Genomic DNA, 13881 nt, shown 5'->3' with positions numbered 1-13881 from the left:
CTCACCATCAGTAACCCACGACCTCGGGCCAGCGGATCTCGACGCCGGCCTTCGTGATTCGGTCCTGGAAGTCGGCCAGCAGGCCGGGTGTGTCGCGTACCGCCCGCGGCGACTCCCCGCGGGCCAGGCAGAAGTCGGCGAGCAGGCCGGCGACCTCGCCGACGTTCCACTCCACCGGGTGCAGCCGGTAGCTGCCGTTCGTGATGTGCGTGGTGCCGATGTTCTTGCCGGCCGGTAGCAGGTTCTCCATCCGGCGCGGCACGAGCGCGCCGAGCGGGATCTCGAACGGGCAGGAGCCGACGTCGATGTAGTTGTCGCCGCCGGTGGACGGGTGCAGGTCGATCCGGTACATCCCGACCCCGACCGAGTCGGGGTAGCACACGGCACCCTTGTCTCCCCGGACCGCGAGCGAGAGGTCCTGCTCGACCACGGTGTACTCGGCCCGGATCCGCCGCGACTCCCGGATGTACGGCGCCTGGGCGAGCCCGTCCGGGCTGCCGGTGACGTCGCCGCGCAGCCGCAGCCCCGGGAAGCCGGTGCCGCCGTCGGGCCGGGGCGCCTCGGTCTGCAACCAGTACAGGACGGACTTCGACAGGCCGCGGGCCCGGACCAGGTGCGCCTCGGCGTCCGGTACGTCGATGACCGGGCTCTCGAAGTAGTCGATCATCGGCCAGTTGACCAGCGTGATGTCGCTGCCGTACACGCCGTCGACGAAGTTGCGCCGGGCCGCGATCCGGCGGAACGTCCAGAGGTTGCCGTCGCCCGGGTTGACCCGCTGGTCGGCGTCCACGCTCAGCGGATCGTCGTCCGGGTTCGGGGTGAAGCTCCGCTCGACGATCTCCAGCGTCCGCGGGTGCGGCGAGCGCCAGGAGAGCATCCGGTCGCCCCAGAAGTCCGGGCGGTAGTTCCGCCAGAAGTCGTACTCGGCGGGCCGGTCGATGGTGTGGTCGCCGGCGACGTGGTCGATGGCGAAGCAGACCGAGACCGCCTGCATGTTCGTCGGCTGTGCGGTGTCCGGCGCGCTGGGCTCACCGGTCTCGGCGCTCGACTCGAACCCGGTGACGTACTCGGTGCCGGTCAGCGGCAGCAGTTCGCCGGTCTCGGTGGCGTCCAGCACGTACGGCGCGGTCACCTCGATCCGGTCGCCGCCGTCGCGGTGTGCCAGCACCACCCCGACGACCCGGTCGCCGTCGGTCTCGGCCGCCACCGGCCGGTACGGCTGGAGCACCGTCAACCGCCCAGCCCCCCGGTACGGCGCCAGCATCTGCTCGAGCACCGCGACCGCGACCCGGGGCTCGTGGCAGAGTCGGCTGACCCAGCCGGCGCCCGGATTCAGGTCGGTCCACGCCCGGGACCGCTCGGTCAACGGGTAGTACCGCCGGTAGTAGTCCCGGATCCCGTCGCGCAGCGCCCGGTAGCTGGCGGTCACCCCGAACCGTTCCACCCACGAGTGCTCGTCCGGCGGAACGGCCTGGCTGGTGAGCTGCCCGCCGAGCCAGTCGTACTCCTCGGTCAGCACGACCGTCCGACCGGCCCGGGCCACCGCCAGCGCCGCCGCGACCCCGCCGAGGCCGCCGCCAACGACGAGGACGTCCGCACGCATCTGTGTCACTTGCTTCCTTCCGATTGCAGATCAGTTCGCCGCGCCGCACCGGACCTGCCCGGTCGAGCCGCGACCGGCTCGGTACGCCGCACCGCGCCAGGTTCGATGGGCCGCACCGTCACCGGCGCGCCCCCGCCACCCGGCACCGGCTGGCCGAGGGTGGTGCCGTCGACCAGCTCGCACGCCAGCAGCCGCTGGGGTACGTCCGGCGCGGTGCCGTCCACCACGGCCGTCAGCACCTCGACGGCCCGCCGCCCCATCTCCTCCCGGGGGATGCGGAATCCGGTGAAGGTGACGTCGGTGGGCACCGGGGTGGTCGGGTCGCCGAGGGTGAGGATCGAGAGGTCGCCGGGGACGGCGAGCCCACGCCGCAGGGCGGCGGCCCGGACGTCGACCGCGGTGCCGAAGTCCTCGACGAAGACGACCGTGGCACCCTCGGCGAGCAGGTCGTCCAGCATCGCGTCGGTGCTCCGGCCGGTGCCGGTCACCTCGAACGCCCGTTCCGCACTGTCGGCCTGCTCCGCGAAGCCCCGCCGCCGGTCGGCCGACGACTCGGCGGTCAGCCCGGTGCCGAGGTACGCCAACCGGCGGTGCCCGGCCCGCTGGGCCCACTCGCCGAGCTGCCGTACGGCGGCGGCGTAGTCGGCGCCGACGTATCGGACCGGGCCGTCGGCGTCGTCCCGCCGGCCGACCGCGACGTACGGATACCCGTCGCGGTTGAGCCGGGACAGCTCGTCAGCGTCGATCTCGCGACCGAGCAGGATGCATCCGTCGGCCAGGCGCAACCGGTTGTCCTGGTGGAAGACCCGCCGCCGCCCATCGGTGACCGGCGCGCTGGTGAAGAGCAGCAGGTCGCAGCCGACGCGCTCGGCATACTCCTCGATGCCCACGAGGAATGGGTGGAAGAAGTCCCGGCTGCCACTGGGGAAGGCCGGCTCGTAGGTGAAGACGCCGATGATCCGGTTGAACCGGGAGACCAGGCGGCGGGCGACCGGGTCCGGGACGTAGCCGGTTTCCTGGATCGCGCGCAGCACCCGATCCCGGGTCTCCGGGGCGATCCGGACCTCCGCGTCCGCGCGGTTGTTGAGCACGAGGGAGACGGTCGCCTGACTCACGCCGGCCAGGCGAGCAATGTCGCGCTGGGTAACCCGCTTCGGTACGGGGGTCACGGTCCGTCACCCTTCTCTTAATTGCTAATACGCATTAATGAGCGATGTCTTGGGATCTTGCTTCCTGCCGCAGTGCACTGTCAAGAGCCGAATCGGTGGTTGCCTCGTCATTTTTGCGTTACCTAATGCGAATTAGCCGACGGCCAGCAAGGCTTCGCCGGGGCCGGGAGGTCCAGAGACGACCCGGTCCCGCCGCTCGTCGGCCATTACGGAGAGTAATGACAAACGGCCCGGATCAAAATCACCAAGGGTGACCAGATGGCGTTTCCCACCGCCGCGGTCCGGGGTGGGAGAGCAGGACAGGGTACGGATGGAAGCCAGAGTGCGGCATCGCGCTAGCCCGCGGTTGCCACCGAGCGCGAGCGTGGCTGGTCTCCACGCCCACATGTGGACGCTCGACCAACCGCCGCCGATCGAGATGGCGGACAACGGTGTCCACTACGAAGCGGGCTCTCCGCGGCCTCGGCGCCCACTCGACGCGCATCCTCTGGCGCCGCTGGACCGAGACCGCATCGTCGGCAGCTTCCGCCAGCCGCACGGGCGCGTACGCGCCGGGAGGTACCACCCCCGGCCCCGGATCACCGTCCAACCGGGTCGAGGTGCGGGTCGAACGGCGGGTTGAAGTAGGGATCGGCGGCGAAGGCGGCGAAGGCCCGCTGGGCCGGGCCGCCGTCCGGAACGGTGACCCGCCAGTGGTTGTCGGGGTCGTCGCCATCCCGGTGGAAGTAGAGGAACGCCTTCAGGTTCGGGTACGAACTCCTGATCACACTGCGGGTGCTGTCCAGCCACTCGGCCTGGACCGGGTCCACGGCGGCGCGGTGCACGCCGGTCTCGCCGACCATGAACGGCTTGCCCTGGGCGACGGCGTACGCGTGCGCGACGTCGAACATGAGGTCGAAGGGTCGGTAGTCGTACTCCGGCCGGTCCGGCCTCGGCCGGGCGTAACCGTCGGCGGCGATCCAGTCGACGTGCTCGTCACCGGGGTAGAAGTCCTCCGCCTTGAACGTCTCCCGGTACGCCCGCCAGGTCGGACACCAGACGAAGGCCACGTTCGGCGCCTGGGCGAACTTCCAGTGCACGTACCGCCAGGTGTCCGTGAACAGCTTGGTGTCGGTGTAGCGCAGGTCGAATTCCCAGGTGTAGCGGAGGAACATCGGGGCGCCGAGTTCCGCCAGCCGGCGGGCCTGGCCCTCGATCTCGGTGTCGTGCAGCCCGGCGAGGATCTCCCGGAGCCGGGCCTCCTCGCCGGCACCCCAGGAGAGCATCGGGATCCGCCCGGCGGCGATGTCCTGCTGGATCCGGGTCAGTGGCAGCGCGGTACCGGCGTGCTGGAAGCTGTGGTTGATCCGCAGCCCGTGGCCGATCTTCGACTCCAGCGCCTCCGGCTGGGAGACCCCGGAGTCGTTGCCGGCGTACACGTACGCGCCGAAGTGCGCCCCGGTGGCCGGTACCAGGTCCGTGGCGAGCCCCGGGGTGGCCGCGGCGGCCGGCCGACCACCGGCCGCACCCACGTACGCCCCGGCAACGGCGCTCCCGGCCAGGGCGAGCAGGGTACGTCGATCGATCTTCACCATGGCGGTCACCCGATCCCGATCAGCGTGAACTCGAGTTCGGGCACCGACCGTCCGGTGCGGTGATCGGTGACCGCCACACCCCACTGGGTGAACTCGGGTGTCTTGTCCCGGTAGCCCCGGTTGCCGCGCAACTCGATCCGCCTGCTGTTCCGCACGCTGACGCCGTACGGGTACGGGCCGAGGACGGTCGCCACCCGGAACAGCACCGAGTTGCCGAAGAGCAGGTCGGAGGAGTCCTCGATCTCGACCGCCTGCGACCGCCAGCCGTAGAGGTGGTCCTCGGTCTGCAGGCCGAGGAACTGCCACCGGGACACGTCCCGGAGCACCACCTCGCGGGTCTCGTGGTGCTCGACAGAGATCTCGTACACCCGGGTCGGGACCGCGGTCTCCTCGACGAGCAGACCGTTGTCGGCCCAGCCGTTGACGCTCCAGACGTTCGCGATCGTCCCACCGCCACCCCGGACCCAGATGCCGTACCTGTGCCGACCCCGGTAGGTGTAGCCCGGGTCACCGGAAGCGACATCCTCGGGGTGCCACTTGACGAACTGTGTCGTGACGTCGGCCAGGTAGGACCCGGTCCCCGACTGCCACAGCAGGTTCACCGAACCCGGGGTCTGTCGGGCGGTGTCCAGGCCGATGCCGGTGACGACGTTGCGGCCACCGCGCGGCGTGGCGACCAGGGCGCGCGGCGCGGCCGGGTCGCTGAAGTGCGGATGCCCGTCGGCGGCGAGCAGCCAGGTCTGCCGGGGATGCAGGCCGACCAGGTTCGACGTCTTGCGCAACCGGAGCGTGTCACTGAACAGGTAGCGGCCGATCGGCACGAAGACGGTGTCGTAGCTGTCCACCGCCGCCTGGAAGACCTCGATGTCATCGGTGCCGGCACCGATGGTCCGGCCCATCCGGGCGGCGACATCGGCGACGCTGACCCAATTGCTGACCGGCGGCAACGCCGGCACGTCGGTCCGCAGGGCGTCCCGTATCCGGGACACGGGCGCACCGGGCGCGAGGTCCGCGTCGACGCCGTCGCGGCGCGACTCCCGACGGCTCAACGCCCGCTCCACCCGCAGCCCGTAGGTCAGCTCCCGGATCCGGGTCGACGCCCACCGGGTCCGGGTACGGGCGCCGCTCTGGGCGAGCACGAGCAGGTCGCGGGTGTTGACGGCGGTACAGTCGAGCAGCGTCAACTGGTTGCTGTACCGGATCAGGTCGTTCTCCGCCCCGGGAATGCTGCCGCTGTCGTTGAGCACCACCGCCGCGTCCCGGACGTCCTGGAAGTGGGAGTCCTGGAGGTAGAGGTGCTGCCACTGCCCCTCCGCGCTGGAGAACCCGCGTGGTACGTCGGCGACGGCGGTCCGGACCACCACGAGCTTGGCGTCGTTGAACATCTCCACGGCGGCCTGACGCTGGCCGGAGAAGCGGCAGTCCAGCAGGGTGGTCTGCCAGCCGGCCGAGGCCGCGTACGCGTAGAGGCCGATCTCGCCGCCGGTGACCCGTACCCGCTGGATGAGGTTCGCGTTGTGGTCGATGCCGGTACGGCCCTCGCCGACGTCGATGTCCAGGTCCTGGAGAATGCAGAGCTGCGCCCCGCCGAACCGTACCGCGACCGCGTCGGGGTTGCCGGGGTCGATCCGGATGTTCAGGTTGACCAGCGCCGAGCCGAAGGTGTCGTTGTTCGCGTACGTGATCGGGCCGCCGACCGGACGGCGACGGAAGGCGAAGACGTCCCGGGCGGTGCCGGTGGCATACCCCGGCGAGTTCGCACCGAGCAGGAACAGCGGGCGGTGGGGGCCGAAGCCGACGACCCGGACGGAGTCGTGCAGGTTGACCGGGGCGGAGAGCCGGTACGTCCCCGGCGGGACGAGGACGACCCCGCCGCCGTCGCCGTGCGGGAAGTCCCGCGCCCCGCCGAGAATGTCACCGAGTTTGTTGGCGATGCCCCGACGCGACGCCTCGTCGATGGCGACCTGTAGGGCCGCGGTGTCGTCGCCGACCCCGTCGGCGTAGGTCTCGAAGCCGGGTGACCCGAGCAGGACGGCGGTGGGATCCTGTGGCTGCGCGGTGATCGTCGACCCGAACGCGGTCGGGTCCCAGCGGGCCGCTGCCCCGCCGGCGGCGGCCTGGCCCGGTTCGGGCTGCCCCGCTTCGGTGCGGCCCGGTTCGGCGGGGTTCGCCGAGGCGACGCCCGGCAGTAGTGGTACGACGGCGAGGCCGACTCCGGCGGCGACGAGACGCCGCCGGGACAGCCCGGTGAGATCGGGTGTTCTGTCCACGATGGACTTACTCCTTTCGGTGGACGGGTGGGTCAGTGCGCGGTGTGGGGCGGGACGGTTACGGTCTGCCCGAACTCCAGTGAGCAGGGCAGCAGCCGGTGGCGGCCGGCATCGGCCCGGTTCTCGATGAGTTCGACCAGCAGCCGGAGCGCCTGCTCACCCATCTCCTCTCGGGGAATCCGGAACCCTGACCAGGTCAGGCCGCTGTCGACGGAGCGGCCGGCGGTCACCTCGGGCTGGCCCAGGATCGCGATCGACAGGTCGGCGGGAAGGGCGAGGCCCCGCCGGGTGGCGGCGGCACGGATCCCCTCGGCCCGGTACGCCTCGGCGAGCACGAGCCCGGTCAGCCGGTTGTCGCGGACCACGTCGAGAATCTCGTCGGGCGCGAGGTCGGCCGGGTCGAACGAGGTGGGCCGCAGGCCGGCGTCCCGCATCGCGGTCCGGTAGCCGGTCAACCGGTCGAGGATCGACTCACGGTCGCTGAGTTCGCCGACGAAACCGATTCGCTGGTGGCCGCGGTCCAGGAAGAGGCGTACGACGTCGTACGTGGCCCCTACGTAGTCGGCGCCGACGTACGGCAGGTCCGCCGCGCCCGGCAGCTCGCGACGGCCGACGAAGACGAAGGGAAAACCGTCGTCGACGAGGTGGACGAGTTCCTGCTTGTCCTCGCTGTGACCCAGCAGAATGCAGCCGTCGGTGACGCCGAGATGGGCGCGGGCCTTGCCGGAGAGCCGACGACGGCCACCCTCGACCTGGGCGCTGGTGAAGAGCAGCAGGTCGCAGCCCCACCGTTCGGCCTCGCCCTCGATCCCGACCAGGAACGGGCGGTAGAAGTCGCCGCTGCCCCGGGGAAAAACCGGTTCGTAGGCGAAGACGCCGACGATCTGGTTACGCCCGCCCGCGAGGCGCTGCGCGACTGGATTGGCCGAGTAGCCGGTCCGGCTGATCGCGTCGAGTACCCGCTGCCGGGTGGCGTCGCCGACGCGGTCCTGTTCGCCGTTGAGCACCAGCGAGACCGTCGCCTGGCTGACGCCGGCCAACTGTGCCACGTCGGCCTGAGTGACTCGTCTCGCTCCCATGGCTCTCCTCGTTATGCGCATAACATCGCGGGCCGCCGGACAGAACTACAGCGGAGCGGTGCGTGTGATCTTGTTTCTTGGCAAGATCGATGTCAAGAGTGTTACGGGCGGGGATCCCTCAGGTAATCCGAATAACCATCCGATCGCCGGGGGTCACCCCGGCCAGCCGGAGGAGTCGGCGGGCCGCCGATCGGCATCCGGCCCGGCGTACGGCTGCTACCGAATCACCTCCGGCCTGACCGCCGGGCACCGGCCCGACGGGGCCGAGCCGGGCGCCGGATGGCCGGGCCGCGTCGGGCCGCGGATGGCCGGGCCGGTCCGCCGGACGCCTCCGGTGGTACCGGCGCCGGAGGTGTCCGGGAGGTGGGCGCCGCGCAGGGCGACCCCGACGAGTCACCCGCCTGGCCTGCGGCTTCGCGGTCAGCACAACGACGGCCTGGCGGTACGTCCGGGAAGCCGTTGACCTGCTCGCCGCGCATGCCGAGGACCTGAACGCCGCCATACGACGCATCGGCCAACTCGCCTACGCGATTCTCGACGGCACCCTCATCCCGATCGGCCAGGTCGCGGACCAGAGACCGTACTACTCCGGAAAGCACAAGCGTCACGGGGTCAACGTGCAGGTCGTCGTCGACTGCGCCGGACGCCTGATCTGGGCCTCGCCTGCCCTGCCCGGTGCCGCGCACGACCTGACCGCCGCCCGCACCCACGGCCTGATCGACGCCCTGACCAACGCGAACGTCATGACCTTCGCCGACAAGGCGTACCAGGGCGCCAGCGGCAGCGTCCGCGCGCCGTTCAAACACCGTAGCTACCGACGGGTCAGGTCACTGAACCGCACCGTATCGACCAAGCCAACCAGGGTGTGACGGCACCGTATAACGTAGTTCCGGTGGGCGTAGGCATGATCCGGCTCGGCATCGACTTCGGCACGTCGAACACGGTCGCGGTGCTCGCCAACGCCGGCCGCGAGCCCCGGCCGCTACTGTTCGACGGCTCGCCCCTGCTGCCCTCGGCGGTCTGCGCGGACCAGTCCGGCCGGCTGCTGGTCGGTCGGGACGCCCAACACACCGGCCTGGCCCGCCCCGAATGGTTCGAACCGTACCCGAAGCGCTGCATCGACGACCGCATCGTCCTGCTCGGCGAAACGGAAGTACCGGTCGAGCGCCTGATCGCCGCCGTGCTGGAACGGGTCACCGACGAGGCCAGCCGCACCGCCGACGCGCCGATCAACGAGGCGGTGCTCACCTACCCGGCCGCCTGGGGCAACCAACGCCGGGCCACCCTGCTCGCCGCCGCCGAGACCGTACTGCCCGGAGTCCGGCTGATGGTCGAGCCGATCGCCGCCGCCAACCGGCTGATGGCGGTGGCCGGTGATCGGATCACGGTCGGCACCTGCGCCCTGGTCTACGACTTCGGCGGAGGCACCTTCGACGCCACCGTGCTCCGCCGCACCACCCACGGCTTTGACGTCGTCGCCACCGAGGGCCGCCCCGACTCTGGCGGACTCGACATCGACGCCGCCATCCTCAACCACCTCGGCACGCTGCTCTCCGCTCGGGCCCCGGAGGCCTGGGCCAAGCTGGTCGAACCGTCCACTCTGTCCGACCGGCGGGCCAGTCGCCAGATGTGGGACAACGTCCGCACCGGCAAGGAGATGCTCACCCGGACCAGCAGCACCCTGATCCACGTACCGCTGCTCGACATCGAACTCCCGCTCGGCCGCGAGGAACTCGACCGACTCGCCGCACCCGTACTCGACCGCACCATCGAAACCGCCCGCAGCGCCCTGCGTACCGCCGGCATCGACGCCAGCGACCTCAGCGCGGTCTTCCTGGCCGGCGGCTCCACCCGCATGCCCGCCGTGACCACCACGCTGCACCGCGCTTTCGACCTCGCTCCCACCAGCGTCGATCAGCCCGAACTCGTCGTCGCCGAAGGCGGCCTGCTCACCACGGCGCAGCCTGCCGCCGGCGAGGATCCGACCCCCCAGGTCTCGGACGGCGCCCCGGTCACCCTGGCCCTGGCCGGCGAGCCAACCCTCCCGGTAGCCGACCGGCAACCGCCGGCCGCGCAGATCCCGCCCTCCCGGCGATCCCGGGTACGCGGACCGGCGATGGTCGGCGCGGCCCTCGTACTCGTCATCCTGGCCGCCTTCGCCGGCTTCAGCCTGCTCGACGGCGGTCCGGGCCGCACCCAGGCCGGCGCCGGCCCGACCCCGACAAGCTCCCCGACCAACCCGGCCGCCACCCCCACCCCGACCCTGCCGCCCGGCATCGATCCCTGCGTCCTCGGCTCCTGGACGGCAACGTCGCAGCAGCGGGACCTCAAAATCGACGGTCATCCGGTGCAGTTTGTCAGCCGCGGCGGACAGAAGAAGACCTACCGGGCGGACGGCACCTTGACCATCACCTTCGATGGCCGGATCGTCGGCGCGACCGTATACAAGGGCGAACGCTGGGAGGAGCACACCTCCGGCGGCGGCACCCTGAGCTACCGGACCACCGACGACGGTTTCCTGCTCTACAGCAACCCGAAGGTGAAGGGGAACTGGAAGTTCACCCGCAACGGCAGGTACACCAACGGTGGACAGATATCGATGAGCATCGAACCGGAACGCTACACCTGCACCGGCGACACGATGATCCAGGTCTCCAGCTTCTACTCGATCGAGCTGCGCCGGGACAAGCCACAACCGGCGGCCAGCCCCGCCTAGCCAGGTGTACTGACCAGGCACGTCGGTCGAGGTTGTGTGGCAACACGACGTAGGTGGACGTGATGACGAAGGCCCCCGGTTGTGCCGTGGAGCTGTCTGGGATCCGCTCCGCCGGCAGGAGGCATTCGTGTCCCCACGCTCACGCCGCCCTGACTCCCGCGTTCGGTCACCGATCCATGGCGAGCAACCGCCTCCAGCACCTTGAGCTGGGTCAGGCTCCGCATGGATCAAGTTTGTCTATGAGATATGGGCAGCTTTGGCATTAGACGTCATGACATTGGGCTGCCAGCATCGCTTCATGACCGAGTTGATCCGACGTAGCGCCCAGCAGGAGGAGTCGAACGATGTCCTCGACCGTTCGTGCTCACTCAGCACTCTGAGGGCGCGCAGCCTCGGTTCCCGCACCACCTACGAGAAATGACCCCGATGGCCGAAGGAGCACCAACCATGTCACTCGTCCGCATCCAGAACTTCTCCATCTCGCTCGACGGCTTCGGCACCGGCGAAGGCCAGAGCCACGAGGCACATTTCGGTCACGCCGGGGATAGGCTGCACGAATGGATGTTCGCCACCCGGTGGTGGCAGCCCGGCGGTAGCGGCGGCGTCGACGACTCCTTCGCCCAGCAGTTCGGCGCCAGGATCGGCGCGGAAATCATGGGTGCCGGCAAGTTCGGCCACCCCGGATGGCACGAGGACCCGGAGTGGAGGGGTGCCTGGGGCCCCAACCCGCCGTTCCACACACCAGTCTTCATCCTCACCCATCACCCGCGTCCGTCGATCGAGATGGAAGGCGGCACGACGTTCCACTTCATCGACGCTTCGCCTGCCGAGGCGCTGAAGGTGGCCCGCGAGGCTGCCGGCGGCCAGGACATACGCCTCGGCGGAGGGCCCACCATGATCCGCGACTTCCTTGCTGCCGGGCTCGTCGACCACATGCATCTCGCGGTGGTCCCGATCCTGCTCGGCCGAGGCGTACGCCTCTGGGACGGACTGGAGGGCATCGAGAAGGACTACCAGGTCGAGGCCACCTCCTCGCCCAGCGGAGTCACCCATGTGACGTTCACCCGTACCGGTGCCTGAACCACCTCGGTAGCGAACCCGAGACGGGGTCGCTTCCGGGGCGGCCGGGCGCCAGGACTGAGCTGACCGTCGAACCGCGAATGATCGGCCTGCCGGAGCGCACCCGAGTGAACCTTTTCAACCTCCCCCTGCCGTCCGGTGGACCGCAAGGGGAGGTTGAAAAGGTCTATTCAAGATCTGGTCCAGCGACAGACAAGACGGTGGCGCTGCGGTCCGACGCGGGGTCTACCGGCGACGGGGAGCGTCCAGATTGAGCGAGTCGATGCACCGGGACGTGACTGCGGCCGTCCTCGACCATGGCGAAGCCAGGATCTGTCGTTCTCCGGGGGCCGGGCGTTGACCTGTACGCGGCTGCTCGGGGAAATCGCGACAATCCGAACCGCTTCGCCATAGGTCAAGATCTTCGCGCTCATGCGGGTTTGGCGCCGTTGACCCGGCCGACTGGTTCGAATCGGCACGTCACGCACCGCAGGGTCTGCGACCGCCGGTTGAAGACCACCTGCCCTCGGTGGCCGTTCTCTTCGCTCACTCGGTCAGCGGGATGCAGGGCCCTGTACGACCGCCGCCGGACCGTCGGCGACAGCTATCCGGGCGCGCTGCGCATCGTCGCGGGCCGCCTGCTCAGCGGACTTCACCACTGCCTGCCCGCGGCGAGCCTTACGACGAACACGCCGCGTTCGGTGCCACCGCGTCCGACGCGAGGCGATCAACGGCCCGGGCGGGTACTTCGGCTGGAATCTCGACGCCCTCCACGACTGTCTCAGTGGGGGTTCGGCGCGCGGACACCGTTTCGGCTCGTGTGGCACGACTCGGCCGTCGCCCGCGAGCACCTCGTCGACGGCTACGACCAGCGCCTGCTGCGCCCAGCGGTCACCATGGATGACCTGCTGGACATACTCGCGGCACACCACGTCGAGATTGACCTACGCTAAGCCGTCATCCACTATCGGCCCGCCATGTCCTCCATGGAAGCCCGGTGATGGACTGGACCTACCCGGTATAGGGGCCATCTCATCTTTCATGATCAGATGCACGCCCATGCCGCAGAGCACGCGCGGGGCCGGCTGCGCACCGGGTCACAGAGCGTGGCGGCGTACGGCTGGCACGCGGCGTCCGATCACGCCCACGAGTGAACCTTTTTCAACCTCCCCTTGCGGTCCGTCGGAGCGCGAGGTCGGACGCGGTGTGTGAGCGCCGCGCGGTTCAGGTTGAAAAAGGTTCAGTGAGCATCTGGCTGCATTGGCATCGTTGGTGGCTTCGATAGGCGTGGGAGTCTGACAGTTCGGAGCGTGACCCGGCGTACGCATTTGTGCCCGGGGCGTCGTATCCATCCGGGCCCCGCTCTCGGTGGCGCCGGTCCGGACCCGGCGCGGCAGGCCATGATCATTGCTTCTATGCTCAAGCCCGATCAGAGCGGGATAAAAGGCGGTCGGTTTGAACATCTTCGAAGCGGTGCTGCTCGGCGCGGTGGAGGGTTTCACCGAGTTCCTGCCTGTGTCGAGCACGGGCCACCTGACCATTCTGGAGAAGCTGCTCGGGTACGAGCTGGACGATCCTGACATCACCGCGTTCACGGTAATCATCCAGTCGGGTGCGGTGCTGGCTACGATCCTGTTCCTGCGTAAGGACATCGCGCGGATCGTGCCGGCCTGGTTCCGAGGGCTGTTCTCGGCGGCAGCGCGGGCTGATCCGGGCTACCGGTTCGGTTGGGCGGTGATCCTGGGGTCACTACCGATCGTGATCGTGGCGCTGCTGTTCAAGGACACGATCGAGACGACGTTGCGGAGCCTGTGGGTCGTGGCCGGGGCGCTGATCGTGTGGAGCGGGGCGATGGCGTTCGCCGATCACGCGGCCACGCAGGGGCGGCACGAGAATGACGTGACCTGGAAGGACTCGCTGATCATCGGGACGGTGCAGTGTCTGGCGCTGATCCCGGGAGTGTCGAGGTCGGGGGCGACGATGTCGGCGGGCCTGCTGCGTGACCTGGACCGGGTGACGGTGACGAAGTTGTCGTTCTTTCTGTCGATTCCGGCGCTGCTGGGCGCGTCGCTGCTGCAGGGCGTGGAAGAGGCGGGCAATATCGCCGACGGGGTGGGCTGGACGAACACGTTGCTGGCGACGGCGGTCAGCTTCGTGGTGGCGTACTTCTCGGTGTCCTGGCTGTTGCGGTTCATCGCCCGGCACTCGTACAGCATCTTCATCTTCTACCGGGTGGGGCTGGGCCTGCTGCTGATCGTGCTGCTGGCGACGGGCACGATCGAGGCCCAGTGAGCGGGTGCGGTGAGCCCGCCCGGCGGGGGGCGGGCGCTGGCGTACGTCTGCGGGGCAGTTCCGGCGGTCGCGCACCCGACTCGCAACGCGCGACGACATCCGCGCATGCCGCAGACAAC

General features: G+C 69.7%; 9 protein-coding genes and 2 pseudogenes. 6 read left to right on the top strand and 5 right to left on the bottom strand.

Annotated elements, in window-relative coordinates; all coding sequences use genetic code 11:
• Positions 1-7 precede the first annotated feature (7 nt).
• From ACQEVC_RS25075 to ACQEVC_RS25055, 5 genes are all read right to left on the bottom strand, one after another.
• On the bottom strand, positions 8-1603 hold the full coding sequence (locus ACQEVC_RS25075) for an FAD-dependent oxidoreductase (protein ID WP_432891687.1): 1596 nt from the start codon (positions 1601-1603) through the stop codon (positions 8-10).
• Positions 1604-1608: 5 nt separating this feature from the next.
• Positions 1609-2772: a LacI family DNA-binding transcriptional regulator gene (locus tag ACQEVC_RS25070; protein WP_432881797.1), complete on the bottom strand. Its 1164-nt coding sequence runs from the start codon at positions 2770-2772 to the stop codon at positions 1609-1611.
• A gap of 578 nt (positions 2773-3350) precedes the next feature.
• A complete protein-coding gene (locus tag ACQEVC_RS25065; protein WP_432881795.1) occupies positions 3351-4346 on the bottom strand; it encodes a glycoside hydrolase family 26 protein in 996 nt (331 codons plus the stop codon).
• A gap of 5 nt (positions 4347-4351) precedes the next feature.
• Entirely contained in the window at positions 4352-6616 is a 2265-nt protein-coding gene (locus tag ACQEVC_RS25060; protein ID WP_432881792.1) for a glycosyl hydrolase family 28-related protein, read from the bottom strand.
• Between the two features lie 32 nt (positions 6617-6648).
• A complete protein-coding gene (locus ACQEVC_RS25055; protein ID WP_432881789.1) occupies positions 6649-7695 on the bottom strand; it encodes a LacI family DNA-binding transcriptional regulator in 1047 nt (348 codons plus the stop codon).
• 395 nt (positions 7696-8090) lie between these two features.
• Between ACQEVC_RS25055 and ACQEVC_RS25050 the strand changes: the two are divergent.
• The 6 genes and pseudogenes from ACQEVC_RS25050 to ACQEVC_RS25025 all read left to right on the top strand — a co-directional run.
• Positions 8091-8516 (top strand): annotated as a pseudogene (locus tag ACQEVC_RS25050) (transposase family protein); the annotation flags it as partial.
• A 71-nt stretch (positions 8517-8587) separates the two neighbouring features.
• Positions 8588-10411 (top strand): Hsp70 family protein, encoded by a 1824-nt coding sequence (locus ACQEVC_RS25045; RefSeq protein WP_432881787.1) that lies wholly within the window; start codon positions 8588-8590, stop codon positions 10409-10411.
• Between the two features lie 447 nt (positions 10412-10858).
• Positions 10859-11491 (top strand): dihydrofolate reductase family protein, encoded by a 633-nt coding sequence (locus ACQEVC_RS25040; protein ID WP_432881784.1) that lies wholly within the window; start codon positions 10859-10861, stop codon positions 11489-11491.
• A 585-nt stretch (positions 11492-12076) separates the two neighbouring features.
• Positions 12077-12223: pseudogene (locus ACQEVC_RS25035) on the top strand (hypothetical protein); the annotation flags it as partial.
• Positions 12224-12288: 65 nt separating this feature from the next.
• Positions 12289-12423, top strand: coding sequence for a hypothetical protein (locus tag ACQEVC_RS25030; RefSeq protein WP_432881781.1), 135 nt, complete (start codon positions 12289-12291; stop codon positions 12421-12423).
• A gap of 502 nt (positions 12424-12925) precedes the next feature.
• Complete coding sequence (locus ACQEVC_RS25025; protein WP_432881778.1) at positions 12926-13762, top strand: undecaprenyl-diphosphate phosphatase; 837 nt, start codon at positions 12926-12928, stop codon at positions 13760-13762.
• The last annotated feature ends 119 nt before the right edge of the window (positions 13763-13881 follow it).

Origin of the sequence: Plantactinospora sp. CA-294935 (genome assembly GCF_050936445.1) — a bacterium.
Taxonomy (GTDB): domain Bacteria; phylum Actinomycetota; class Actinomycetes; order Mycobacteriales; family Micromonosporaceae; genus Plantactinospora.
This window is presented reverse-complemented; position numbering and strand designations above follow the sequence as displayed.

Coding starts and splice junctions, on each gene's coding strand:
- ACQEVC_RS25075 (WP_432891687.1), bottom strand. CDS start 1,603: ATGCGTGCGGACGTCCTCGTCGTTGGCGGCGGCCTCGGCGGGGTCGCG.
- ACQEVC_RS25065 (WP_432881795.1), bottom strand. CDS start 4,346: ATGGTGAAGATCGATCGACGTACCCTGCTCGCCCTGGCCGGGAGCGCC.
- ACQEVC_RS25055 (WP_432881789.1), bottom strand. CDS start 7,695: ATGGGAGCGAGACGAGTCACTCAGGCCGACGTGGCACAGTTGGCCGGC.
- ACQEVC_RS25040 (WP_432881784.1), top strand. CDS start 10,859: ATGTCACTCGTCCGCATCCAGAACTTCTCCATCTCGCTCGACGGCTTC.